The following is a 24,371-nucleotide window of genomic DNA, read 5'->3' as shown; positions in this document are numbered from 1 at the left end:
GCTCAGGCGCTGCTCGGGGCGGCATGCGTGGCGCGGACGAATGCGCCGCTCTGCCACTGCCAGGTGACCTTTTCCTGCTGGTCGGGACAGCAGCCCGGTACCGCGGCCGAGGAGTAGCCGAGCAGGGTGGCGGAGATGATTCCGTCACGCACCGCGAAATCGCCGACGCTCATCTTCTGGGCGGGGTCCACCAGGGTCGCCACGATCCTGGGTGCGGCCCCGCTTCCTTGTGTGAGGACGTAGACGCCGCTGGGCGGGGTGCCGGATCCGGCCGCGCAGTGGACCACGGCGACGGTCTCGGGGCGGCCGTCGCCGTCGAGGTCGCCAGGTGCCTGTTTGGCCACTGTGTTCTCCAGCCCGCCGCATTCCAGTGGGAAGGCCGCCCGCTCCGGATCAGGTGCGGCGACTGCCGCGGTGCCGTGCTGCGCGGTGGTGCCGTGGGGGGTCGAGGCGGAGGCCGCGGGGTCCGGCTGGAGCATGCCTGCGGCTGCGACGACAGCGGCCATGGCTGTCGCGGTGGCGAGCCAGTGCAGCGGCTTGGTGTCGGTGTGCGCGAGGTCCGGGAGCTCGGAGGTCTGCACGCGGGATGTCTCCTGTGGTTCCTGTGGTTCGAGGATGCCTGGGTGGGCGGTGCCGCCGGTGGGACGTCCGCGGTGGCGTGGGGGTGGCCAGCATCGTGCCACACCTCACAGCACAGGGGAACGGTGGGGTCGGCACGGATGCGCTTGCGTACCGCACAACGAAAAGGCGCCGCCGCCGAGTTCCCGGGTCGGTCCGGGAACTCGGCGGCGGCGCCGGTACGTTGTGCGGCTCAGCCGCGGGAGGAGCCGCTCTGGCTGCCGGGACCGTCGTAGTCCTCACCGTAGGCGCCCTTGGCCGGGCGGCGGCGGCGCAGCGGGGCCTCCACACCGTCGGCCAGACGGCGGGCGGTGACGAGGAAGCCGGTGTGGCCGATCATCCGGTGGTCCGGGCGGACGGCCAGACCCTCGACGTGCCAGTTGCGGATCATCGATTCCCAGGGCTGCGGTTCGGCGAAGCAGCCGATCTCGCGAATGGACTCGACGGTCCGCGCCAGCTGGGTGGTGGTCGCGACGTAGGCACAGAGGATGCCGCCGGGCACGAGCGCCTTGGAAACAGCCTCCAGGCACTCCCAGGGGGCGAGCATGTCGAGGATGACACGGTCGACATCGGTGTCCGAGAGGTTGTCCTGGAGGTCGCCGACGGTGAGCTGCCAGGCGGGGTGCGGTTCGCCGAAGTAGCGTTCCACGTTCTGCTGGGCGATCTCGGCAAAGTCCTCGCGGCGCTCGTAGGAGTGCAGCATGCCCTGGTCGCCGATGGCGCGCAGCAGGAAGGTGGAGAGCGAGCCGGAGCCGACGCCGGCTTCCACGACGCGGGCGCCGGGGAAGATGTCGGCGAAGGCCAGGATCTGCCCCGCGTCCTTGGGGTAGACCACGGCGGCGCCGCGGGGCATGGACAGGACGTAGTCGGGGAGCAGGGGGCGCAGCGCGAGGTAGGCGACGTTTCCCGTGGTTCGGACAACACTGCCCTCGGGGGCACCGATCAGCTCGTCGTGCGGGAAAGAACCCTTGTGGGTGTGGAAATTCTTTCCGGCTTCGAGCGTGAAGGTGTAGTGGCGTCCCTTGGGATCGGTGAGCTGGACCTGGTCCCCGACCTTGAAGGGCCCGCGTCGGCGGGCGGCACCGGTCGGTTCAGACATGTGACCAGCGTACCGGTGATTCCCCACGCTCCGACCGCGAGCCCGGGCAGATACCGGGCGGTCAGGCGGCGGGCCTGGCCAGGGCGGCCACGAATGCCCGTTCGACGTCGGAGGTGGACAGCACGCCGTAGATCTCGCCGGTCTCCTCAAGGACGAGGTATTCGGTGGCGGGGTTGGCCTTGAGCCTGTCCAGGAGTGCTTCGCCGGACAGCTCGGCGGAGATCTTCATGCCCTCGGTGAGGTCCTGGGCGAGGCCGCTGACGGCGACCCAGGGGCGGCGGTGTTCGGGGACGGTGACGATGGCCGTCTCCCGGACGACGCCCTGGGGTTCGCCATGTCCGTCGACGACGACGAGGGCGCGGGCGCCCGCCTCGTTGGCGCGGCGCAGGGCCTCGGAGAGCGGGGTGGCGGCCTCCACCGGGACGGCGCGCCGGGTGAGGGTGCGGGCGCGCAGTTCGGGAAGGTGTTCGCGCAGACGGGCCATGCGCAGGCTGTTGCCCGCCCCGGTCCAGATGATGGCGGCGAGGATGGCGGCGAGCAGCGCGTCGGTGACGGTGTCCAAGCCGCTGAGGTCTCGGGGGTTGTTCCCGAAGGAGCCGGTGTGGGTGAGCAGCGGGAGGCCGATGAGGGTGACGACGGCGAGCGCGCGGCCGACCCAGGCGGCGGCGACGGTGCCGCTCATCGGCCGGCCGGTGATCTTCCAGACGACGGCGCGGAGCATGCGTCCGCCGTCGAGCGGGAGGCCGGGGAGGAGGTTGAAGGCGGCCACCAGGAGGTTGGAGATCATCAGTCCGGCGAGGAGGACACCGGGCACGGTGCCGGGCTCGACGAACGCCATCCCTGCGTAGAAGAGCCCGGCGAGCACCAGGGAGAGCAGGGGGCCGACGAAGGCGAGAACGAATTCGCGGCCGGGGGTCTCGGACTCCTTCTCGATCTCGGAGACACCGCCGAAGAACTGGAGCTGGATGCGGCGCACCGGCAGCTTGTAGCGCAGCGCGACGACCGTGTGGGCGAGTTCGTGGACGAGTACGGAGGCGTAGAAGGCGATCGCGAAGAAGAGGGAGACCAGATAGCGCGCCGCGCCGAGCTCGGGCAGTACCCGTTCGAGCTGACCGCCGAACACCCAGGTGATCAGTGCGGCCACGAGGAACCAGCTGGGCGCGACGTACACGGGCACTCCGAAGGGACGGCCCATGAGCAGGCCGCCGCCGGGCTCTTCGGGGCGCCGCGGTTCGCCCTTCTCGGGGCCGGCGCCGGGGCCCGTTCCCCCTGCGCCGGGCTGCGGCCGCCCGCTGTCGCCGCTCTCGTCCACGAGGTCCCTTCGGTCGGTGCCGTACGGCACGATCATGCAGTGTTCGAGGGTGTGTGGTCGATGGTATGCCGCCGGTTGTCAGTGGCGGGCCGTAGGGTCTTCGGCATGACCTCCCTGCCGCGGCCTCCTCGGCCGCCTTCGTCCCTGTCGCCGTCGCGGGCGAGCGATTTCATGCAGTGTCCTCTGCTGTACCGCTTCCGGGTCATCGACAAACTGCCGGAGAAGCCCAGCGAAGCGGCGACCCGGGGCACGCTGGTGCATGCGGTGCTTGAGCGGCTCTTCGACAACCCGGCGGTGGAACGCACGGCCGGCCGGGCCACAGCGCTGATCCCCGCCCAGTGGGACCGGCTGCTGGAGTCGAAGCCGGAGCTGTCGGAGCTGTTCGCGGAGGATGCCGGGGGCGAGCGGCTGGCGCGTTGGCTCTCGGAGGCGGAGAGCCTGGTGGAGCGATGGTTCTCGCTGGAGGATCCGACGCGCCTGGAGCCCGCCGAGCGGGAGCTTTTCGTCGAGACGGAGCTGGACTCGGGGCTGCGGCTGCGCGGGGTGATCGACCGGATCGATGTGGCGCCGACGGGCGACGTCCGGATCGTCGACTACAAGACGGGGAAGGCGCCGCGCCCGGAGTACGCGGAGGGCGCGCTCTTCCAGATGAAGTTCTACGCCCTGGTGATCTGGCGGCTGAAGGGCGTGGTGCCGCGCCGGCTCCAGCTCGTCTATCTCGGCAGCGGCGACATCATGACGTACGACCCGGTGGTGGCGGATCTGGAGCGCGTCGAGCGGAAGCTGCTGGCGCTCTGGGACGCGATCCGGCTGGCGACGGAGACGGGTGAGTGGCGGCCCCGGCCGACGAAGCTCTGCGGCTGGTGCGACCACCAGTCGGTCTGCCCCGAATTCGGTGGCACTCCCCCGGTTTATCCATTGTCGGTACGCCCGGCGGAGTCGGAGCAGGATGTCCAGGGCAGAATGGATCCGGTCCGTGCTGAGGCCGGCCGGCCTGTGGCCCTCGAAGGACCTTAAGGAGACCCTGTGGCTATCCGCGTCCTACTGGTCGATGACCAACCGCTGCTGCGCACCGGCTTCCGGATGATTCTGGAGGCGGAGGGGGATCTCGCGGTGGTGGGCGAGGCCGGTGACGGTCTCCAGGCTCTCGACCAGGTGCGGGCGCTGCAGCCCGATGTGGTCCTGATGGACATTCGTATGCCGCGGATGGACGGCGTCGAGGCGACGCGTCAGATCACCGGTCCGGGCCGGGACGGTCCGGCGAAGGTGCTGGTGCTGACCACGTTCGATCTCGACGAGTACGTGGTGGAGGCGCTGCGCGCCGGTGCCAGCGGCTTTCTGCTGAAGGACGCTCCGGCCAATGAGCTGGTGCAGGCCATCCGCGTGGTCGCGGCGGGCGAGGCAACGCTCGCCCCGAGCATCACCCGCAGGCTGCTCGACAAGTACGCGGACCATCTGCCGTCCGGCGAGGAGCCGGTGCCCGACACCCTGCACACGCTGACGGACCGTGAGGTCGAGGTGCTGAAGCTGGTGGCACGTGGTCTGTCGAATGCGGAGATCGCCGCCGATCTGTTCGTCAGTGAGACGACGGTCAAGACGCATGTCGGCCATGTGCTGACCAAGCTCGGTCTGCGCGACCGGGTACAGGCGGCCGTGTACGCGTACGAGAGCGGCCTGGTGCGCCCCGGCGCCCAGTGAGCGAACCGGGAGCCGGTCCTGGAACGACGACGCCCCGGCCGCACGGCCGGGGCGTCGTCCGTGCTCAGACGGTGCCGTCGCCCAGCTCCCAGAGCTGGAGATCGGCGGAGGAGTTGACCGCCCACTCGACGCCGGTGAGGTCTTCGCGGGAGGCGACGTACTGCTTGCCCTGCCAGATCGGCAGTACAGGAACGTCGTTGGCAACGATGTCCTGGAGCTGCTGGAAGGTCTTGGCCGAGGCGCTGCGGTCGGTCTCCCGGCGGGACTGCGGGATGAGCGTCTTCTGGGCCAGGGTCGACTTGTAGGGCGAGTTGAGGAAGTTGTTCTTGTCGAGGAACGGCGCCGTGTAGTTGTCGGGGTCCGGGAAGTCGGGGAACCAGCCCATGCCGTAGACGGCGTAGTCGCCGCGCAGCTCCGCGGGGCGGTACTTCTCCCAGGCGGCGCCCTTGAGGGTGACGTCGAACAGCCCCGTGTCGTTGAACTGCTTCTTCAGGGCTTCGAACTCGGTGACTGTGGCGGCGCCGAGGTGGTCGGTCGTGTAGTGCAGGGTGAGCTTCACCGGGGTGTCGATGCCCGCGGCGGCCAGGGTCGCCGCGGCCTTCGCGGTACTGGGCTCGCCGTACTTGTTGTAGAACGAGTTGGTGTGCCCGGCGATGCCGGACGGGATCAGCGAGTAGAGCGGCTCGGCCGTGGTGCCGTACACCTTGCTCGCGATCTCGCCGCGGTCGATGACCTGGGCCATGGCCTGGCGGACGGCCTTGCTCTTCACGGCCGGGTCATTGGTGTCGAAGCCGAGAAAGCGGATGGCGAGACCGGGCATCTCGGTGAGCTTGATGCCGGTCTTGGGGTTCTCCAGCAGCTGCTGGGACTGCTTGGGCGACATGGTGCGGGTCATCATGTCGATCTTCTTGTCGTCGAGGGCCTTGCCCATCGACTTCGAATCGGGGAAGAGATCCAGCTCGACCTTGTCGTTCCGTACCTTCAGATCCCCCTTGTAGTGGGGATTCCTGGTGAAGAGGACCTTGACGACCTGGTTGTGTTCGATTTCCGCCTTCATGGTGTACGGGCCGGAGCCGTCCACCTGGAATCCGGTACGTGCGGACTTCGCCGCGTACTTGCTCCGCGGCACGATCCCGGCGACCGGGGTGGCGAGCTTGTACGGGAACGTGGCGTCCGGCGTGCGGAGATGGAAGATGACCTCCCGATCGCCCTGCGTCTCGATCGTGTCGATGCCGGCGAGCAGGGCGACGGGCCCGTTGGCGGCATCGATGCGGATGACCCGGTCGATGGAGTACTTCACATCATCGGCGGTGATCGCCTTGCCGTCGGCGAACTTCAGGCCGCTGCGCAGCTTGCAGCGGTAGCTCTCGTTCTGCGTATCCGTGAAGGTACAGCTCTCCGCGGCTTCGGGCACCGGCGCGCCGCCGCCGCGCGGCACATGCACCAGGGTCTGCACGGTCTGCCGGAGCACATTCCATACGCCCGCTTCGTAGCCGATGGCGGGGTCGAGCGGTGCGGGGTTGTCCTTGGAGGCGACGACCTGGTCCGTGGTGCCGACAACGATGGCGGCCTTGCCATCGCCCCCGTCGCCCGACGCGCCGCAGGCGGCGAGTGCGGGTGCGAGCAGGCCGACGACGGCCGGCAGCACCAGAGTCTTGCGGTTCATCTTGGACGCTCTCCCTCATCCGTGCATTGAGAAAGCGACATTAGTAGGCGTCGTCGGCAATGCCGGACCGGAGATGTCCCGATGCGCAATCAGACGGTGATGGGAAATAGCAGCTAGCCGTTTCCCCCGGCCGGGCCGGTTCCGTACAGGTCCTCACTAATCAGGACACTTCGACACACCAAAGCGGACGCCTCGGTAGATCTTGAGAAGCCTTTGGAGGTCATTCAGGTGATAAAGCTCACGCCCATGACCTTTTCTGTCCTTTGTTGTGCACCCGGCTTGCACACACTTGCGTACGACAGAAAATGCACCATCCGACGCCGAGAGTTTTTCGATTCATTCACAGAAACACTCTCGGTGTGCGTATCACTGCATTCCTGTGACCAGGCCCCGGAGAAATGCGAGATCGACTTCTTCGAGCGAACGTACGATCACTCGGCCGGAGGCGGGGGCGATCGGTGCGACGGACGGTACGGCGACCACCCGGCAGCCCGCGGCCTCCGCCGCCGCGACGCCGGTCGCGGTGTCCTCGATGACCGCACAGCGCTCGGGGGCCGCCCCGAAGCCGGACGCAGCGGTGAGATAGGGCTCCGGGTGCGGCTTCGTACGGGAGACCTCGTCGCCCGCGACGGTGAGGGAGAAGTGGTGGTGGCCCAACGAGTCCAGTACCCGGTCGATGATCCGCCGGTGCGAGGCGGAAACCAGCGCGGTGGGAATCTCGTGCCTGGCCAGCTCGGCCAGCAGCCGTGCCGCGCCCGGCATCAGCGGCACACCGCGGCCGATGCGCTTCTCGAAGCGGTCGTTGAGCAGCACGGTGAGTTCGGCGAGGGTGATGTCCGCGCCGGTGACATCCATGAGGTAGCCGGCGCTGCGGGTCATCGGCCCGCCGACCACCACGTCCCGCCAGGCCTCGTCGAGCTGATGCCCGAGCTCGGCGAAGACCTCCACTTCGGCGTCCCACCAGAAGCCCTCGGTGTCGACGAGGGTGCCGTCCATGTCGAGCAGGACGGCCTGCAGCGCGGCGCCTTCGGCCGTGCGGGTCATGGACGCGGGAACCGTACTGGTCATCCGGCACACCTTCCGTGAGGGACGAGAAGGCCGGCCGCCTTTTCCCGTGGGAAGGGCGACCGGCCTGCACTGGACCGACCAGTGTACGACTTGTCCTGCGACCGCGCGCTGAACAGCTTCTTACCGCGCGTTGAAGTACTTCGCCTCCGGGTGGTGGATGACGATCGCGTCGGTGGACTGCTCCGGGTGCAGCTGGAACTCCTCCGAGAGATGCACGCCGATCCGCTCGGGCTGGAGCAGCTCGGAGATCTTCGCCCGGTCCTCCAGGTCGGGGCAGGCCCCGTAACCGAGCGAGAAGCGCGCGCCGCGGTACTTCAGCGCGAACATGTCCTCGACATCGGCGGGGTCCTCGCCGCCGAACCCGAGCTCGGAGCGGACCCGGGCGTGCCAGTACTCGGCGAGGGCCTCGGCCAGCTGTACGGACAGGCCGTGCAGCTCCAGGTAGTCGCGGTAGGAGTTGGCCTCGAAGAGCTTGGCGGTCTCGCCGCCGATCTTGGAGCCGACGGTGACGACCTGGAGCCCGATCACATCCGTCTCGCCGGACTCCTCGGGGCGGAAGAAGTCCGCGAGGCAGAGGCGGCGGCCGCGGCGCTGGCGCGGGAAGGTGAAGCGGGTGCGCTCGGAGCCGTCCTCGTGGAGCAGGATCAGGTCGTCGCCCTTGGAGACGCAGGGGAAGTAGCCGTAGACGACGGCGGCTTCCAGCAGGTTCTCGGTGTGGAGCTTGTCGAGCCAGCCGCGCAGGTGCGGGCGGCCCTCGGTCTCGACGAGCTCCTCGTACGTCGGCCCGTCACCGGCGCGGGCCTGCTTGAGGCCCCACTGGCCCTTGAAGAGCGCGCCCTCGTCGAGCCAGGACGCGTACTCCTTGAGCTGGATGCCCTTGACGACCCGGGTGCCCCAGAACGGAGGCTCGGGGACCGGGTTGTCGACGGCGACGTCGGAGCGGACGCCCTCTTCCGGCTCGTCGACCTCCAGTACCGCCGTGTCGCGCTTGGGGACGCGGCGCTGCTTGAGTTCGGGGAGGGTGGCGCCGGGGACGCCGCGCTTGACCGCGATCAGGGCGTCCATCAGGCGCAGCCCCTCGAACGCGTCGCGGGCGTAGCGCACCTCGCCCTCGTAGATCTCGTGGAGGTCCTGCTCGACATAGGCCCGGGTGAGGGCCGCGCCGCCGAGGATCACCGGGAAGTCGGCGGCCAGCTTGCGCTGGTTCAGCTCCTCCAGGTTCTCCTTCATGATCACGGTGGACTTCACCAGGAGACCGGACATGCCGATGACGTCGGCGCGGTGCTCCTCGGCGGCCTCCAGGATCGCGGAGACGGGCTGCTTGATGCCGAGGTTCACGACGTTGTAGCCGTTGTTGGACAGGATGATGTCGACGAGGTTCTTGCCGATGTCATGGACGTCGCCGCGGACGGTGGCCAGGACGATGGTGCCCTTGCCCTCGGCGTCGGACTTCTCCATGTGCGGTTCCAGATGGGCGACCGCGGTCTTCATGACCTCGGCGGACTGGAGCACGAACGGCAGCTGCATCTGTCCGGAGCCGAAGAGCTCGCCGACGACCTTCATGCCCTCCAGGAGGGTGTCGTTGACGATGTCGAGGGCCGGGCGGGACTGCAGGGCCTCGTCGAGGTCGCTCTCCAGGCCGTTCTTCTCGCCGTCGATGATGCGGCGCTGGAGGCGCTCGTCGAGCGGCAGGGCAAGGAGTTCCTCGGCCTTGCCTGCCTTCATCGACTTCATGTTGACGCCCTCGAAGAGCTCCATGAGCTTCTGGAGGGGGTCGTAGCCCTCGGCGCGGCGGTCGTGGATGAGGTCGAGCGCGACCTTGACCTGCTCCTCTTCGAGGCGTGCGATCGGCAGGATCTTGGAGGCGTGCACGATCGCCGAGTCGAGACCGGCCTTGACGCACTCGTCGAGGAAGACGGAGTTCAGGACGACGCGGGCGGCCGGGTTGAGGCCGAAGGAGATGTTGGACAGGCCCAGCGTGGTCTGGACGTCGGGGTGGCGCTTCTTCAGTTCGCGGATGGCCCCGATGGTGGCGATGCCGTCGCCCCGGGACTCCTCCTGACCGGTGCAGATGGTGAAGGTCAGGGTGTCGATGAGGATGTCCGACTCCTGGATGCCCCAGTTGCCGGTCAGGTCCTCGATGAGCCGCTCGGCGATGGCGACCTTGTGCTCGACGGTACGGGCCTGGCCCTCCTCGTCGATGGTCAGGGCGATCAGCGCGGCGCCGTGCTCGGCGGCCAGCGCGGTGACCTTGGCGAAGCGGGACTCGGGTCCGTCGCCGTCCTCGTAGTTGACGGAGTTGAGGACGGCACGGCCGCCGAGCTTCTCCAGGCCGGCCCGCAGGACGGGCAGTTCGGTGGAGTCGAGCACGATCGGGAGGGTGGAGGCGGTGGCGAAGCGGCCGGCCAGCTCCTCCATGTCCGCCACGCCGTCGCGGCCCACGTAGTCGACGCAGAGGTCGAGCATGTGGGCGCCCTCGCGGATCTGGTCGCGGGCCATCTCCACGCAGTCGTCCCAGCGGGCCGCCAGCATGGCCTCGCGGAACTTCTTCGATCCGTTGGCGTTCGTACGCTCGCCGATCGCGAGGTACGAGGTGTCCTGGCGGAACGGGACGGTCTGGTAGAGGGACGCGGCGCCCGGCTCGGGGTGCGGGCTGCGGGGGGTGACGGCGACGCCGCGGACCCGCTCGACGACCTGGCGCAGGTGCTCCGGGGTCGTACCGCAGCAGCCGCCGACCAGCGAGAGGCCGTACTCGCGGACGAACGTCTCCTGGGCGTCGGCCAGCTCGGCCGGGGACAGCGGGTAGTGCGCGCCGTTCTTGCCGAGCACGGGGAGGCCGGCGTTCGGCATGCAGGCGAGCGGGATGCGCGCGTGGCGGGCGAGGTAGCGCAGGTGCTCGCTCATCTCGGCGGGGCCGGTGGCGCAGTTCAGGCCGATGAGATCGATGCCGAGGGGCTCCAGGGCGGTGAGCGCCGCGCCGATCTCGGAGCCGAGCAGCATCGTGCCGGTCGTCTCGACGGTGACGGAGCAGATCACGGGCAGGTTGGCGCCGGTGGCCTCCAGGGCGCGGCGGGCGCCGATGATGGAGGCCTTGGTCTGCAGCAGGTCCTGGGTGGTCTCGATCAGGAGGGCGTCGGCGCCGCCGGCGATCATGCCCTCGGCGTTCTGCTGGTAGGCGTCACGGAGCTTGGTGTACGGGGCGTGGCCCAGCGTCGGCAGCTTCGTACCCGGGCCCATGGAGCCGAGCACCCAGCGCTGCTGTCCGGTGGAGGCGGTGAACTCGTCGGCGACCTCGCGGGCGATGCGCGCGCCGGACTCGGAGAGTTCGAAGACCCGCTCGGGGATGTCGTACTCACCCAGGGCCGCCAGGTTGGCGCCGAAGGTGTTCGTCTCGACGCAGTCCACGCCGACGGCGAAGTACTCCTGGTGCACGGAGCGCACGATGTCGGGGCGCGTGACGTTCAGGATCTCGTTGCAGCCTTCGAGGTCCTGGAAGTCCTCAAGGGTGGGGTCCTGCGCCTGGAGCATGGTGCCCATGGCACCGTCGGCCACCACCACCCGGGTGGCAAGTGCCTCGCGGAGGGCTTCGGCTCGGTTCCGGCTGTCGGCGGAAGGGGTCGGCGACGAGGCCATGGATGTACTCCCTGGGATGCGACGGCTGTCGGCTTTGCGTCTTCGGCGGAAGGCGCACCAGGCCAGCGTAGCCGGGCGGTGCCCGGGGCCGTCACTCCGTCCCACGGAACGGACGGCATGCTGTGCGGGGGATGTCCGGATCGGAGTGGTGCCGCGGTTTTCCTGTGCGATCGAGCATAGGTCGGCATCGACCGATAGTGTTCAGCATTGTCGAACCGAGGTGGAGGAGTACGGCGCGATGGCCAAGAACATCCAGTCGCTGGAGCGGGCGGCGGCGATGCTGCGCCTGCTGGCAGGCGGCGAGCGTCGGCTGGGTCTGTCCGACATCGCCTCTTCACTGGGCCTGGCCAAGGGCACCGCACACGGCATCCTGCGCACGCTCCAGCACGAGGGCTTCGTCGAGCAGGACGCGGCGTCCGGCCGCTATCAGCTGGGCGCCGAGCTGCTGCGCCTGGGCAACAGCTATCTGGACGTCCACGAGCTGCGGGCACGCGCGCTCGTCTGGACGGACGACCTGGCCCGCTCCAGCGGCGAGAGCACCCATCTGGGAGTCCTGCACCAGCAGGGCGTCCTCATCGTCCACCACGTCTTCCGGCCCGACGACAGCCGGCAGGTCCTGGAGGTCGGGGCCATGCAGCCCCTGCACTCCACAGCCCTGGGCAAGGTGCTCGCGGCGTACGACCCGGTGGCGCACACCGAGGTCCTGGAGGCCGAGCGGCAGTCCTTCACGCCGCACACCGTCACCGACCCGGAGGAGTTCGAGGCGATGCTCGACCTGATCCGGGCCCGCGGCTGGGCGGCCGACGTGGAGGAGACCTGGGAGGGCGTGGCCGCGGTGGCCGCCCCGATCCACGACCGGCGGCGGATGCCGGTCGGCGCGGTGGCCGTGACCGGCGCGGTGGAGCGGGTCTGCGCGGACGGGGAGCTGCGCCCCGAGCTGATCGCCGCGGTACGGGACTGCGCCCGTGCGGTCTCCAGGGATCTGGGCGCCCGGCGCTTCTGACCGCCACGGCGATGATCGTTACCGACGGGCCGTCGGTAACGATCGAGTTATAGGCCACACAACCCTTGACGCCTGATTCACCTGGGAGAAACACTGCCGTTCATCGGTCGGCATTGTCGAACAGCTAACGGGAATACGCGTTAGGGTGTGACAGCGCCAAGGGCCGGAAAACGCCCTCACACGAGGGCGCGGACCACCGGAGGGACCCGGGGTTCGGCTTCCCTGGACCAAGGACAAAGGAGTCGCGGGTGTCCAGCTCCGACATCTTCATCGGCGAGACCATAGGTACCGCCGTACTCATCCTTCTCGGCGGTGGTGTCTGTGCCGCCGTCACTCTCAAGCGCTCCAAGGCGCAGAACGCCGGCTGGCTCGCCATCACGTTCGGGTGGGGTTTCGCCGTGCTGGCGGGCGCGTATCTGGCCGGTGGCGTGTCCGGCGCGCACCTCAATCCGGCGGTCACGATCGGTCTCGCGATCGAGGGCGGCACCAAGTGGAGCGACGTACCGCTCTACCTCGGCTCCCAGCTGCTCGGCGCGATGATCGGCGCGGTCCTGGTCTGGCTGACGTACTACGGGCAGTTCCGGGCGCATCTCACCGATCCGGAGATCCTGGGCGCCCAGCCGGGTGAAGAGGGCATGGTCGACAAGGCCGCCGCCCCGAAGGCGGGCCCGGTGCTGGGCATCTTCTCCACCGGCCCCGAGATCCGGCACGCCGTGCAGAACCTCGTCACCGAGGTCATCGCCACCGTCGTGCTCGTCCTGGGGATCCTCACCCAGGGCCTCAACAACGACGGCAACGGCCTCGGCACGCTCGGTGCCCTCGTCACCGCTCTTCTCGTCGTCGGCATCGGTCTCTCGCTCGGCGGGCCGACGGGTTACGCAATCAACCCGGTACGCGACCTCGGTCCGCGTATCGTGCACGCGCTGCTGCCGCTGCCGAACAAGGGCGGTTCCGACTGGGGCTACGCATGGATCCCGGTCGTCGGACCGCTCATCGGCGGCGCGATCGCGGGCGGGCTCTACAACGTCGCCTTCGCCTGAGCCGTGGTGCACAGAGCCGTAACCCTCAAGACCACACAGACTTCCGGGAGCACACCGTGACCGACGCACACACCACCGGCCCGTTCATCGCGGCCATCGACCAGGGCACCACCTCCAGCCGCTGCATCGTCTTCGACAAGGACGGCCGGATCGTCTCCGTCGACCAGAAGGAGCACGAACAGATCTTCCCGAAGCCGGGCTGGGTCGAGCACAACGCGACCGAGATCTGGGAGAACGTCCAGGAAGTCGTCGCCGGCGCCATCGTCAAGGCGGGCATCACCTCCGCCGATGTGACGGCGATCGGCATCACCAACCAGCGCGAGACCACGCTGCTCTGGGACAAGAACACCGGTGAGCCCGTCCACAACGCCCTGGTCTGGCAGGACACCCGCACCGACGCGCTCTGCAAGGAGCTCGGCCGCAACGTGGGCCAGGACCGCTTCCGCCGCGAGACCGGTCTGCCGCTCGCCTCGTACTTCGCGGGCCCCAAGGTCCGCTGGCTGCTCGACAACGTCGAGGGACTGCGCGAGCGCGCCGAGCACGGCGACATCCTCTTCGGCACCATGGACTCCTGGGTCATCTGGAACCTGACCGGTGGCACCGACGGCGGCGTCCATGTCACCGACGTCACCAACGCCTCGCGCACCCTTCTGATGAACCTGCACTCCCTGGCGTGGGACGACAAGATCCTCACGTCCATGGAGATCCCGGCGGCCGTGCTGCCCGAGATCCGCTCCTCCGCCGAGGTGTACGGCACCGCCAAGGGCGGCGTCCTGGACGGTGTCCCGGTCGCCTCCGCGCTCGGCGACCAGCAGGCGGCCCTCTTCGGCCAGACCTGTTTCGCCGAGGGCGAGGCCAAGTCCACATACGGCACCGGCACCTTCATGCTGATGAACACCGGTGAGACGCCCGTCAACTCGTACAACGGACTGCTGACGACGGTCGGTTACCGGATCGGCGACCAGAAGCCGGTGTACGCCCTCGAGGGCTCCATCGCCGTCACGGGCTCGCTGGTGCAGTGGATGCGCGACCAGATGGGCCTGATCAAGTCCGCGGCCGAGATCGAGACGCTGGCCTCGTCGGTCGAGGACAACGGCGGTGCGTACTTCGTGCCCGCCTTCTCGGGTCTGTTCGCCCCGTACTGGCGCTCCGACGCCCGCGGCGTCATCGCCGGTCTGACCAGGTACGTCACGAAGGCGCACATCGCCCGTGCCGTCCTGGAGGCCACCGCCTGGCAGACCCGCGAGATCACCGACGCCATGACGAAGGACTCCGGTGTCGAGCTCGCCGCCCTGAAGGTCGACGGCGGCATGACCTCCAACAACTTGCTGATGCAGACGCTCGCCGACTTCCTGGACGCACCCGTGGTGCGGCCCATGGTCGCCGAGACGACCTGCCTCGGCGCCGCCTACGCCGCCGGTCTCGCCGTCGGCTTCTGGCCGGACACCGACGCGCTGCGCGCCAACTGGCGCCGGGCCGCCGAGTGGACACCCCGCATGGCCGCGGACACCCGCGACCGCGAGTACAAGAGCTGGCTCAAGGCCGTGGAACGGTCCATGGGCTGGCTCGAAGACAGCACAGTCGAGGAGTAATCACAATGACCACCCTGCAGAGCGTCCCGTCACTCGGGACGCACCCGGCCTCCGGCTCCCTTCCGAGCCGCGCCGAGACTCGGGAGCAGCTCTCCAAGGCGACGTACGACCTCCTGGTGATCGGTGGCGGCATCCTGGGCATCTCCACCGCCTGGCACGCCGCGCAGTCCGGGCTGCGGGTGGCCCTGGTGGACGCCGGCGACTTCGCCGGTGCCACCTCCTCCGCCTCCTCCAAGCTGCTCCACGGCGGTCTGCGCTACCTGCAGACCGGCGCGGTGAAGCTGGTCGCGGAGAACCACTTCGAGCGGCGCGCGGTGTCCCGTCAGGTCGCCCCGCACCTGGCGAATCCGCTCACCTTCTACCTGCCGGTCTACAAGGGCGGCCCGCACGGCGCGGCCAAGCTCGGCGCGGGTGTGTTCGCGTACTCGGCGCTCTCCGCGTTCGGTGACGGGGTCGGGCATGTGATCAGCCCGGCGAAGGCGCAGCGCGATGTGCCGGAGCTGCGTACGGACAATCTGAAGGCCGTCGCGGTCTACGGCGACGACCAGATGAACGATGCCCGGATGGCGCTGATGACGGTCCGCGCGGCCGTCGACGCGGGTACGGTCGTCCTGAACCACGCGGCGGTGACCGGGCTTCGGTTCACCAAGGGCCGGGTGACGGGCGCCGACCTGGAGGACCGTACGGACGGCACGGAGTTCGGCGTCACCGCCCGCCTCGTGCTGAACGCCACCGGTCCTTGGGTCGATCACCTGCGCAAGATGGAGGACCCGAACGCGGCGCCTTCGATACGTCTGTCCAAGGGCGCGCACCTGGTGCTGAAGCGCACACGTCCCTGGAAGGCCGCGCTGGCCACCCCGATCGACAAGTACCGCATCACGTTCGCCCTGCCGTGGGAGGACATGCTGCTGCTCGGTACGACGGACGAGGAGTACGAGGGCGATCCGGCGGACGTCGCGGTCAATGAGAAGGACACCGCGCAGATCCTCGACGAGGCGGCGTTCTCCATCAAGGACCAGCAGTTGTCGCGCGATCTGATCACATACTCCTTCGCGGGCCTGCGGGTGCTGCCGGGCGGCCCGGGCGACACGTCCAAGGCCAAGCGCGAGACGGTCGTGACGGAGGGCCGCGGCGGGATGCTGTCGGTCGCGGGCGGCAAGTGGACGACGTTCCGCCACATCGGCCGTACGGTGATGAACAAGCTGGCCGCGCTCCCCGGGCACCCCCTCGCGGAGGACATGGAGCCGATCTCGCGCCTGCCGAAGAAGCTCCCGCTGCCCGGCATCGCCAACCCGAACGCGGTGGCGCACCGGCTGCTGGTCGACGGCGGCACGCCCGGTCCGCGGATGGCAGCCGACACGGCCCGCCACCTCGCCACGCACTACGGCTCGCTCTCCTTCGACATCGCACGGCTGGCGAACGAGAACCCGGCGCTGGCCGAGCGCATCCACCCGGACGCGCCGGAGATCTGGGCGCAGGTCGTCTACGCACGTGATCACGAGTGGGCCGAGACGGCGGACGATGTGCTGCGCCGCCGCACGACGCTGACGATCCGGGGCCTGGCGACGGACGAGATCCGGGCCGGTGTCGAGTCCATGCTCGGCGACCGGAGCTGACGGGGTCGTACGGATCGGACGGGGCGGCTCCCAAGGGGGGAGCCGCCCCGTCCGTGTGCCGGAACGGCGTCGGAAGGACCGCAGTCCGGGGAACACGCCATACGGCCGCCATACGGGTGCAATACGGCGCGGGGACAGTTGAGCCATGAAGTTTTCCGTGCTCTCCCTCATCGGCCACGCCCCGCACCCGCTGACCGGCCGCCTCCCCTCCCCCGCCGAGCGGTTCGAGGAGGTGATCGAGACCGGAGTCGTCGCGGAGCGGCTCGGCTTCGACGCGTACTCGATCGGCGAGCGGCATGCCGGTCCTTTCCTCTCGTCGAGCCCGAGTGTGGTGCTCGGTGCGCTGGCGGCCCGTACCTCCGCCATCCGGCTCCTGACCGGTGTCACGGTCGTCGCGATCCTCGATCCGGTGCGGGTGGCCGAGGACTTCGCGACGCTCGACCAGATATCCAGGGGCCGGATCGAGTTGGTCGTCGGAAAGGGCGCGGAGGCCGGTCACTTCGACCTTTTCGGCCTCGCCGAGGAGCGGCAGTGGGACCTCCAGAAGGAGAAGTACGAGCTGCTGCGGCGGCTGTGGACCGAGGAGGGCGTCGACTGGGAGGGCGAGTTCCGGCCCGCGCTGAAGAACACGACGACCTTGCCGCGCCCGTACGCCGGGGCGCCGCGCATCTGGCACGGCTCGGCGACCAGCCTCAACTCCCCGGAACTGGCGGCGCTCCACGGCGATCCGCTGTTCACCGCCAATGCCATCCAGCCCCGTGCGGCGTACGCCCGGCTGATCGACCACTACCGGGAACGGTTCGAGGCGTACGGTCACGATCCGGCCCGCGCGCGTGTGGCGGCGGGGTCGGGCGGGCTGCTGATCGCCGACAGTTCGCAGCAGGCGGTGGAGCGCTACAAGGAGCTGTACGACGCGAAGGTGAAGCAGTCCTTCCGGCCGCATCTGGAGGGCCGGGCCGGCTACAACACGCCGTTCAGGACGATCGAGGAGGCCATCGCGGACGGGCCCCAGCTGATCGGCAGCCCGCAGCAGATCATCGACAAGATCCTCGGCTGGCACGAGGTGTACGGACACGATCTCCAGTCGATTTCCGTGGACGGCTTCGGACTGAGCCACCCGGAGCAGACCGAGACGCTGCAGCGGTTCGCGGAGGACATCGCTCCGGTGGTGCGGCGTGAGGCACCGTCCGCGCTCTGGGACTGATCCCGCCCGGCCCCGATGAACGTGCGGTGGCCCCGCACCTGGGACGACCTGCGGCAGACCTGGTCCATCCGCCTCTTCCGACCCGCATAATGGAGAGAGACATCGGATGTCTGATTCCAGTCCGGATCCAGGAGGACCGTCATGGCTGTCACCGACGAGGCGATCGAGAAGATCAAGGGAATGATCGTCTCGGGTACGCTACGGCCCGGCGACCGGCTCCCCAAGGAGAGCGAACTCGCGGCGGAGCTGGGGCTCTCCCGCAACTCTCTGAGGGAGGCGGTGCGCGCCCTGTCGCTGATCCGCATTCTCGATGTGCGGCAGGGCGACGGCACGTATGTGACCAGCCTCGATCCGCAGTTGCTGCTGGAGGCGCTGAGCTTCGTGGTGGACTTCCACCGCGACGACACGGTGCTCGAATTCCTCGCGGTCCGCCGAATCCTGGAACCGGCCGCGACGGCGATGGCGGCCACCCGGATCAGCGAGGCCCAACTGGACGTACTGAGCTCGCAGTTGGACGCGTTGGGCGCGCAGCCATCGGTGGAGGAGCTGGTCGCCTGCGATCTGGAGTTCCACCGCGGGATCGTGCAGTCGTCCGGGAACTCGGTGCTCTGCTCGCTGCTCGACGGGCTGTCGGGACCGACGACGCGGGCGCGGGTCTGGCGCGGTCTGACGCAGGAGGACGCGGTCAGCCGCACGCTCCATGAGCACCGGGCGATCGTGTCGGCGCTGCGGGACCGGGATGCGGAGGCTGCGCGGGCCTGGGCGACGGTGCATGTGGCGAGCGTGGAGCAGTGGTTGCGGTCGACGTTGTAGCGGGGCCGGTGGGTGACCGGGGCTCCGCCCCGGACCCCGCGCCTCAAACGCCGGCGGGGCTGAGAACCATCAGCCCCGCCGGCGTTGCGTGAGCGGGCGTCAGTCCTGCTTCTCACCGCTCGCGAAGCGGGAGATGACCAGGGCGACGATGATGATCGCGCCGTTGAGGAACTGGTTCCAGAGCGCCGGGACACCGCCGAGGGTCATCACATTGACCACCAGCTGGAGCGTCAGTACGCCGGTCAGCGCACCGAACAGAGTGCCTCGCCCGCCCTTGAGGCTGATGCCGCCGATGACCGCGGCGGCGAACACCTGGAAGATCCAGCCGTTGCCCTGCGTCGCCGCGACCGATCCGTAGTGGCCGGTGTAGAGGATGCCCGCGAAGGCCGCCAGCAGACCGCCGATGGCGAGCACGATCCAGGTGACCCGGTCCACCCGGATGCCCGCGGCGCGCGCCGCTTCCGGGTTGCCGCCGATGGCGTACAGCGAGCGTCCATGGCGCAGCCAGGCCAGCGCGGCGCCACCGATGGCGAACAGCGCCAGGCAGATCCAGACGGCGGCCGGTGCGCCGAGCCACTCGCTCTTGCCGAGGTAGCGGAAGGACTCCGGGACGTCGGTGATGGACTTGCCCTCGGTGATGCCGATGTGGAGGCCGCGCAGCATGGTGAGCATGCCGAGCGTGGCGATGAAGCCGTTGACTCTCAGCTTCAGCATCAGGAAGCCGTTGACCGCACCGATCGCGAGGCCCACCAGCAGACAGAGCGGGATCGCCGACCAGGTGGGCAGCAGGCCGAGGCCGGCGAAGCGGCCGCCCTCGGCGGGCAGGACCAGCCACATCGCGACGACCGGCGCGATGCCGATCGTCGACTCCAGTGACAGGTCCATCCGTCCGCAGATCAGGATCAGCGCCTGGCCCAGAACCAGCAGGCTCAGCTCGGAGGACTGCTGGACGACGCTGATCAGGTTCTCGGAGGTCAGGAACACCGGCGAGACGATGAACCCGATCACCATCAGCACCAGAATCACCGGTACCAGGGAGAAGTCGCTCCACCGGATCAGCTTCAGCCGGTCCAGCGGGCTCTCGCCCGTCAGGGAGCCCTTCGGCCCGCTGTCGATGCCGTCGGCCGCCGGGGGCCGTACCGTGCCGGTCATTCCCGTTCCCCCACACCTTCCATGGCGGCGACGAGTTCCCCGTCGGTCCACCCGCTTGCGAATGTTGCGACCACACGCCCGTGGAACAGGGCGAGCACCCGGTCGCAGACCCGCAGATCGTCCAGCTCGTCCGAGATGATCACTGCGGCGTTTCCCTCGTCGGCGACCCGCCGCACGACTCCGAGCAGCGAGTCCTTGGACTTGACGTCCACACCCGCGGTGGGCCGCACGGCCACCAGCACGCTCGGCTTGCGGGCCAGCGCGCGGGCGACGACCACCTTCTGCTGGTTGCCGCCGGAGAGTCCGGAGACCGGCTGCTCGGGCCCCTGTGTCTTGATGTCCAGCGAGGCGATCATCGACCGTGCGAACTCCCTTGTACGGGAGGGCAGTACGGTCCCCCACGGGCCGAGCTGGTCGGTGACCGTGAGGGTGGCGTTCTCGGCGACGCTGCGTTCCAGGACGAGGCCCTGGTCGTGCCGGTCCTCGGGGATGTAGCCGATCCCGGCGTCCAGCGCGTGCGGCACACTGCCGGTGCGCACGGTTCTTCCGTGTACGGAGACCGTGCCGCCGCCCGCCTTTCGCATACCGGCCAGGGCCTCGCCCAGGGCCGTGTTGCCGCTGGCCGCCGAGCCGGCGAGGCCGAGCACCTCGCCGGGGCGGACCTCCAGGTCCAGCGGTTCGAACTGGCCCTCCAGGGTGAGCCCTTCGGTACGCAGGACGGGGGCGGCCGACTCGTCCCGTACCGCCGGACCGTCACCGTTCGCGTGCCAGGCGGTGGCGCCGGCGGACCGCTCTCCGGTCATCGCCGCCACCAGTTCCGTCTTGGCGATGTCGGCGACCGGGGCGGTCAGCACATGGCGGGCGTCGCGGTAGACGGTGACCGCCGTGCACAGTTCGTACACCTCCTGCAGATGGTGGGAGATGAAGAGGAACGCCACTCCCTGGCTCTGCAGTTCCCTGAGCCTGTCGAAGAGCCGCCCGATACCGCGGGCATCGAGCTGGGCGGTCGGCTCGTCCAGGATGATCAGCCGGGCGCCGAAGGACAGCGCCCGGGCAATCTCGACGAACTGCCGCTGCTCGACGGCGAGATCGCGCGCCCTGGTGCTGGGGTCGACCTGCACCCCGTAGTCGGCGAGGAGCCGCTCGGCGCGCCTGCGGAGCTTCCCCCAGCCGATCCAGCGGGCGCTGTCGTCGAACCGGTTGAGGAAGAGGTTCTCGGCGACCGTCAGATCGGGGACGACCATGGACTTCTGGTAGACGCAGGCGACCTTCGACTGCCAGGCCGTGGTGTCCCCGAAGGCGGGCGCGGGCTGCCCGCCGAACGTGACCGTGCCCGCGTCCGCCTTGTGGAGTCCGGTCAGAACGCTGACCAGCGTCGACTTGCCCGCGCCGTTGCGGCCGACGAGGGCATGGGACTCACCGGGCTGCACGGTGAGCCGGACCCCGTCGAGCGCCACGGTGGGCCCGAAGCGTTTGACAACGCCTTCCGCCTGTACGGCAGGTGGTGGTGCCTGGTCCATGGCTAGTTCTTCTTCTCCAGCTGGTTGGCCCACAGCTTCGGGTCGTCGACGTTGTCCTTGGTCACCAGCGGCGCCGGGAGCTGGTCCTCCAGGCCGTTGGGGATCTTGATGATGTTCGAGTCGTGGTCGGTCGGGCCCACCTTGAAGGTCTTCCCGTCCAGCGCGGCCTTGGCGTAGTACAGCGCGTACTTCGCGTACAGGTCGGCGGGCTGGGAGATCGTCGCGTCGATCTTCCCGGCCTTGATGGCGTCGAACTCCTCCGGAATGCCGTCGTTGGAGATGATCGTGATGTGGCCCGGCGCACCGGCCGGCTTCAGCAGCTTCTTCTGCTCCAGGAGCGCGAGGGTGGGCTGCAGGAAGACACCCCCGGCCTGCATGTAGATGCCGTTGATGTCGGGGTTGGCGGCCAGGGTGGCCTGGAGCTTGGCGGAGGCGACATCGCCCTTCCAGTCGGTGGCCAGCTCGAAGACCTTGATGCCGGGGAATTCCTTGTCCATGCAGGACTTGAACGCCTCGGACCGGTCGCGGCCGTTGATCGAGGCGAGGTCGCCCTGGAATTCGACGACCTTGCCCTTGCCCTTGAGCTGCTCGCCGAGGTACTTGCAGGCGTTGGTCCCGTACGCCTTGTTGTCCGCTCGCACCACCATGTAGATGTTGCCCTTGTCGGGGCGGGTGTCGACGCTGATGACCGGGATCTTCTTCTCGTTCAGTGTGTTGAGCGACTCGGCTATCGCACCGGTGTCCTGGGGTGCCATCACTACGGCCTTGGCGCCCTGGTCGGTGAAGGTCTGGACGTTGGCGACCAGCTTGCCGATGTCGTTCTGCGAGTTGGTCAGCGGCAGTGCCTTGACCTCGCCCGCCTTGACCCCCTTCTCCACGTAATTCTGGTACGAGTTCCAGAAGTCGCTGTCGCTGCGCGGCAGGTCGATGCCGACCTTCCCGCCGCCCGCGCCGTCAGCGGTGGACTCGCGGTTGCAGCCCGCGAGGGCAGTAACGGCCAGCAGTACGGCGCAGGCTGCCGCACTCGTCGTACGCACTCTCATTGGTGTCCCGTCCTTTGTGGAGTACCGGCTCGGAGTTCTGTTGGCAAAGCGGCGGTGCATGGTGCGCAGGAGTGCGGCCCGTCGGTAAGGCTCGGGCCTGTCCGGCCGGCCCTGAAACGCCGGGCAGACCCGGGGGCCGCGCTCCCCTGATCAGCTCTCGGCGGGGCGCAGGCGCAGGCCCTGCATTCCGCCGTCGACGGCCAGTGCCGTGCCGGTGACCGAGGCAGCGGCGGGGCTCGCCAGGTAGACGATCGCGGCGGCCACCTCGTCGGCCGAGACCAGCCGTCCCAGCGGCTGGCGGGCGTCCAGCGCGGCACGCTCGGCGGCCGGGTCGTCGGCCTGCCCGAGGAGCCGGCCGATCCACGGGGTGTCCGCGGTGCCCGGGTTGACGCAGTTGACCCGGATGCCCTCGCGGACGTGGTCGGCGGCCATCGCGAGGGTCAGCGAGAGGACCGCGCCCTTGCTCGCGCTGTACAGGGCGCGCTGCGGCAGTCCGGCGGTCGCGGCGATCGAGCAGGTCTGGGTGATCGAGACGGCGCCGGGGCGCTCGGCCGCCGCACGCCGCAGATGGGGCAGGGCGTGCCGGGCGGTGCGGACCATGCCGAGGACGTTGATGTCCAGGACCCGGGTCCACTCGTCGTCGGCGTTGTCCTCGACCGTGCCGATGGAGCCGATGCCCGCGTTGGACACGACGGTGTGCAGGCCGCCCAGTTCACCGGCGGCCAGGTCGACCGCCTCGCGTACGGCCGCGTCGTCGGTGACGTCCGCCTTGAGGGCGAGCGTGCCGTCGGGGGCGCCCGCGGTCTCGCGGTCGAGCACGGCCACGCGTGCGCCGCGCGCCAGCAGCATGGTCGCGACGGCGGCCCCGATGCCGGAGGCGCCTCCCGTCACCAGGGCGTTCATCCCCTCGAAGTCGCTTGTGCCGGTCATCGGTGAGCCTCCTCAGTGGTGCGGCGGGCCTGCCATACGGGGCCCTCCGGATAGCGGTGTGCGGCGATCGACTCGGGGAGCATCCGGGCGGAGAAGCCCGGGGAACCCGGGGCGGCGTAACGGCCGGATTCGATCACGGTGGGGTCGGCGAAGTGTTCGTGGAGATGGTCGACGTACTCGATCACACGGTTCTCCCAGCTGCCGGAGACCGCCACATAGTCGAACATCGAGAGGTGCTGCACCAGCTCGCACAGTCCGACACCACCCGCGTGCGGGCAGACCGGTACGCCGTACTTGGCGGCGAGCAGCAGGATCGCCAGATTTTCGTTGACGCCCGCGACACGGGCCGCGTCGATCTGGACGAAGTCGACGGCTCCGGCCTGCAGCAGCTGTTTGAACACGACCCGGTTGGCGACGTGTTCGCCGGTGGCGACCTTGACCGGCTGTCCGGCGCGGACTGCGGCGTGGCCGAGAATGTCGTCGGGGCTGGTCGGCTCCTCGATCCAGTGCGGGTCGTACGGTGCGAGCGCGGTCATCCACTCCACCGCGTCGGCGACGTCCCAGCGCTGGTTGGCGTCGACGGCGATCCGGACGTCCGGCCCGACGGCCTCGCGGGCGAGGGCGAGTCTGCGGACGTCGTCTCCGAGGTCGCCGCCGACCTTCAGCTTGATCTGGGTGAAGCCGTCGGCGACGGCCTCCTTCGCCAGCCTGACCAGCTTGTCGTCGGTGTATCCCAGCCAGCCGGGCGAGGTGGTGTACGCCGGGTAGCCCTCGGCGCGCAGCCGCTCGGCGCGCTCGGCCCGGCCCGGTTCGGCGGCCCGCAGGATCGCGAGGGCCTCATCGGGGGTGAGTGCATCGGTGAGATAGCGGAAGTCGACGAGGGAGACGAGCTCCTCGGGCGTCATCTCGGCGAGGAACTGCCAGACGGGCCTGCCGGCCTGCTTCGCCGCCAGGTCCCAGGCGGCGTTGACGACCGCACCGGCCGCCATGTGCATCACGCCCTTCTCGGGGCCGAGCCAGCGCAATTGGGAGTCATGGGTGAGCTCGCGGTGCAGCGCGGCGAGGTCGGCCGCGGTGCGGGGCGCCGGGCGCCCCACCACGTACGGGCGCAACGCTTCGATGGCGGCGGCCATCACCTCGTTGCCGCGCCCGATGGTGAAACAGAAGCCATGCCCCTCGACGTCGGTGCCGTCAGTGCTGTCGGTGCCGTCAGCGGGGGCGGTACGCAGTACGACATAGGCAGCCGAGTAGTCGGGGTCGGGGTTCATGGCGTCCGAGCCGTCCAGTTGTTCCGAGGTCGGAAAACGGATGTCGTGGACCTCGAAATCCGTGACGGTCTGACTCATGTGCGCCCCCAGGGGAAT

Annotated in this window: 19 protein-coding genes; 8 read left to right on the top strand and 11 right to left on the bottom strand. The window is 69.3% G+C overall.

What is annotated here, in order from left to right; all coding sequences use genetic code 11:
- Nucleotides 1-2: 2 nt before the first annotated feature.
- The 3 genes from ACGFU7_RS13370 to ACGFU7_RS13360 all read right to left on the bottom strand — a co-directional run bounded on the left by ACGFU7_RS13370 (nt 3) and on the right by ACGFU7_RS13360 (nt 3,029).
- On the bottom strand, nt 3-581 hold the full coding sequence (locus ACGFU7_RS13370; protein WP_393695240.1) for a hypothetical protein: 579 nt from the start codon (nt 579-581) through the stop codon (nt 3-5).
- A gap of 230 nt (nt 582-811) precedes the next feature.
- On the bottom strand, nt 812-1,717 hold the full coding sequence (locus tag ACGFU7_RS13365) for a tRNA (adenine-N1)-methyltransferase (protein ID WP_093541283.1): 906 nt from the start codon (nt 1,715-1,717) through the stop codon (nt 812-814).
- Nucleotides 1,718-1,778: 61 nt separating this feature from the next.
- Nucleotides 1,779-3,029 carry a site-2 protease family protein gene (locus ACGFU7_RS13360; RefSeq protein ID WP_393695608.1) on the bottom strand — a complete coding sequence of 417 codons (1,251 nt, stop codon included), beginning with the start codon at nt 3,027-3,029 and terminating at the stop codon, nt 1,779-1,781.
- A gap of 171 nt (nt 3,030-3,200) precedes the next feature.
- On the opposite strand from ACGFU7_RS13360, the gene ACGFU7_RS13355 reads away from it, so the two are divergent.
- Both ACGFU7_RS13355 and ACGFU7_RS13350 read left to right on the top strand, forming a co-directional pair.
- Entirely contained in the window at nt 3,201-4,046 is an 846-nt protein-coding gene (locus ACGFU7_RS13355) for a RecB family exonuclease (protein WP_393695238.1), read from the top strand.
- A 9-nt stretch (nt 4,047-4,055) separates the two neighbouring features.
- On the top strand, nt 4,056-4,727 hold the full coding sequence (locus ACGFU7_RS13350) for a response regulator (RefSeq protein WP_393695236.1): 672 nt from the start codon (nt 4,056-4,058) through the stop codon (nt 4,725-4,727).
- Nucleotides 4,728-4,791: 64 nt separating this feature from the next.
- Here ACGFU7_RS13350 and ACGFU7_RS13345 read toward each other — a convergent pair whose 3' ends face one another.
- The 3 genes from ACGFU7_RS13345 to metH form a co-directional block, all read right to left on the bottom strand.
- Complete coding sequence (locus ACGFU7_RS13345) at nt 4,792-6,393, bottom strand: ABC transporter substrate-binding protein (protein ID WP_393695234.1); 1,602 nt, start codon at nt 6,391-6,393, stop codon at nt 4,792-4,794.
- A gap of 366 nt (nt 6,394-6,759) precedes the next feature.
- The gene (locus ACGFU7_RS13340; protein WP_393695232.1) at nt 6,760-7,461 is read right to left on the bottom strand and encodes an HAD family hydrolase; all 702 of its coding nucleotides are present in this window, start codon (nt 7,459-7,461) and stop codon (nt 6,760-6,762) included.
- A 120-nt stretch (nt 7,462-7,581) separates the two neighbouring features.
- Nucleotides 7,582-11,094, bottom strand: a complete 3,513-nt coding sequence (gene metH / locus ACGFU7_RS13335) for a methionine synthase (protein ID WP_393695230.1) — start codon at nt 11,092-11,094, stop codon at nt 7,582-7,584.
- Nucleotides 11,095-11,332: 238 nt separating this feature from the next.
- On the opposite strand from metH, the gene ACGFU7_RS13330 reads away from it, so the two are divergent.
- From ACGFU7_RS13330 to ACGFU7_RS13305, 6 genes are all read left to right on the top strand, one after another.
- Nucleotides 11,333-12,097, top strand: coding sequence for an IclR family transcriptional regulator (locus tag ACGFU7_RS13330; protein ID WP_393695228.1), 765 nt, complete (start codon nt 11,333-11,335; stop codon nt 12,095-12,097).
- A 248-nt stretch (nt 12,098-12,345) separates the two neighbouring features.
- Entirely contained in the window at nt 12,346-13,137 is a 792-nt protein-coding gene (locus ACGFU7_RS13325; RefSeq protein ID WP_393695226.1) for an MIP/aquaporin family protein, read from the top strand.
- 56 nt (nt 13,138-13,193) lie between these two features.
- Nucleotides 13,194-14,729, top strand: a complete 1,536-nt coding sequence (gene glpK, locus ACGFU7_RS13320; RefSeq protein WP_393695224.1) for a glycerol kinase GlpK — start codon at nt 13,194-13,196, stop codon at nt 14,727-14,729.
- A gap of 5 nt (nt 14,730-14,734) precedes the next feature.
- On the top strand, nt 14,735-16,345 hold the full coding sequence (locus ACGFU7_RS13315) for an FAD-dependent oxidoreductase (RefSeq protein ID WP_393695222.1): 1,611 nt from the start codon (nt 14,735-14,737) through the stop codon (nt 16,343-16,345).
- A gap of 145 nt (nt 16,346-16,490) precedes the next feature.
- Entirely contained in the window at nt 16,491-17,549 is a 1,059-nt protein-coding gene (locus ACGFU7_RS13310) for an LLM class flavin-dependent oxidoreductase (RefSeq protein ID WP_393695220.1), read from the top strand.
- 141 nt (nt 17,550-17,690) lie between these two features.
- Nucleotides 17,691-18,362 carry a FadR/GntR family transcriptional regulator gene (locus ACGFU7_RS13305; RefSeq protein ID WP_393695218.1) on the top strand — a complete coding sequence of 224 codons (672 nt, stop codon included), beginning with the start codon at nt 17,691-17,693 and terminating at the stop codon, nt 18,360-18,362.
- A gap of 99 nt (nt 18,363-18,461) precedes the next feature.
- Here the strand turns inward: ACGFU7_RS13305 and ACGFU7_RS13300 are convergent, their stop codons facing one another.
- The 5 genes from ACGFU7_RS13300 to ACGFU7_RS13280 all read right to left on the bottom strand — a co-directional run bounded on the left by ACGFU7_RS13300 (nt 18,462) and on the right by ACGFU7_RS13280 (nt 24,353).
- Entirely contained in the window at nt 18,462-19,514 is a 1,053-nt protein-coding gene (locus ACGFU7_RS13300; RefSeq protein WP_393695216.1) for an ABC transporter permease, read from the bottom strand.
- Entirely contained in the window at nt 19,511-21,034 is a 1,524-nt protein-coding gene (locus tag ACGFU7_RS13295; RefSeq protein WP_393695214.1) for a sugar ABC transporter ATP-binding protein, read from the bottom strand. Before ACGFU7_RS13295 ends, ACGFU7_RS13300 begins: the two co-directional genes overlap by 4 nt.
- Before the next feature lie 2 nt (nt 21,035-21,036).
- The gene (locus tag ACGFU7_RS13290; protein ID WP_393695213.1) at nt 21,037-22,077 is read right to left on the bottom strand and encodes a sugar ABC transporter substrate-binding protein; all 1,041 of its coding nucleotides are present in this window, start codon (nt 22,075-22,077) and stop codon (nt 21,037-21,039) included.
- Between the two features lie 150 nt (nt 22,078-22,227).
- Complete coding sequence (locus ACGFU7_RS13285) at nt 22,228-23,007, bottom strand: SDR family NAD(P)-dependent oxidoreductase (RefSeq protein ID WP_393695211.1); 780 nt, start codon at nt 23,005-23,007, stop codon at nt 22,228-22,230.
- Entirely contained in the window at nt 23,004-24,353 is a 1,350-nt protein-coding gene (locus tag ACGFU7_RS13280; RefSeq protein WP_393695209.1) for an L-fuconate dehydratase, read from the bottom strand. Before ACGFU7_RS13280 ends, ACGFU7_RS13285 begins: the two co-directional genes overlap by 4 nt.
- Nucleotides 24,354-24,371: the final 18 nt, after the last annotated feature.

This window comes from Streptomyces sp. NPDC048473 (genome assembly GCF_043200155.1).
GTDB lineage: Bacteria > Actinomycetota > Actinomycetes > Streptomycetales > Streptomycetaceae > Streptomyces.
Note: the sequence above shows the minus strand (reverse complement) of the source record. Positions and strands in the feature narration are given on the sequence as shown.

Excerpts from the sequence above, each read along its gene's own strand:
- ACGFU7_RS13300 (WP_393695216.1), bottom strand. The coding sequence starts at position 19,514 with ATGACCGGCACGGTACGGCCCCCGGCGGCCGACGGCATCGACAGCGGG.
- metH (WP_393695230.1), bottom strand. The coding sequence starts at position 11,094 with ATGGCCTCGTCGCCGACCCCTTCCGCCGACAGCCGGAACCGAGCCGAA.
- ACGFU7_RS13310 (WP_393695220.1), top strand. The coding sequence starts at position 16,491 with ATGAAGTTTTCCGTGCTCTCCCTCATCGGCCACGCCCCGCACCCGCTG.
- ACGFU7_RS13365 (WP_093541283.1), bottom strand. The coding sequence starts at position 1,717 with ATGTCTGAACCGACCGGTGCCGCCCGCCGACGCGGGCCCTTCAAGGTC.
- ACGFU7_RS13340 (WP_393695232.1), bottom strand. The coding sequence starts at position 7,461 with ATGACCAGTACGGTTCCCGCGTCCATGACCCGCACGGCCGAAGGCGCC.
- ACGFU7_RS13290 (WP_393695213.1), bottom strand. The coding sequence starts at position 22,077 with ATGAGAGTGCGTACGACGAGTGCGGCAGCCTGCGCCGTACTGCTGGCC.
- ACGFU7_RS13295 (WP_393695214.1), bottom strand. The coding sequence starts at position 21,034 with ATGGACCAGGCACCACCACCTGCCGTACAGGCGGAAGGCGTTGTCAAA.
- ACGFU7_RS13355 (WP_393695238.1), top strand. The coding sequence starts at position 3,201 with ATGCAGTGTCCTCTGCTGTACCGCTTCCGGGTCATCGACAAACTGCCG.
- ACGFU7_RS13345 (WP_393695234.1), bottom strand. The coding sequence starts at position 6,393 with ATGAACCGCAAGACTCTGGTGCTGCCGGCCGTCGTCGGCCTGCTCGCA.
- ACGFU7_RS13280 (WP_393695209.1), bottom strand. The coding sequence starts at position 24,353 with ATGAGTCAGACCGTCACGGATTTCGAGGTCCACGACATCCGTTTTCCG.
- ACGFU7_RS13305 (WP_393695218.1), top strand. The coding sequence starts at position 17,691 with ATGGCTGTCACCGACGAGGCGATCGAGAAGATCAAGGGAATGATCGTC.
- ACGFU7_RS13330 (WP_393695228.1), top strand. The coding sequence starts at position 11,333 with ATGGCCAAGAACATCCAGTCGCTGGAGCGGGCGGCGGCGATGCTGCGC.
- ACGFU7_RS13285 (WP_393695211.1), bottom strand. The coding sequence starts at position 23,007 with ATGACCGGCACAAGCGACTTCGAGGGGATGAACGCCCTGGTGACGGGA.
- ACGFU7_RS13315 (WP_393695222.1), top strand. The coding sequence starts at position 14,735 with ATGACCACCCTGCAGAGCGTCCCGTCACTCGGGACGCACCCGGCCTCC.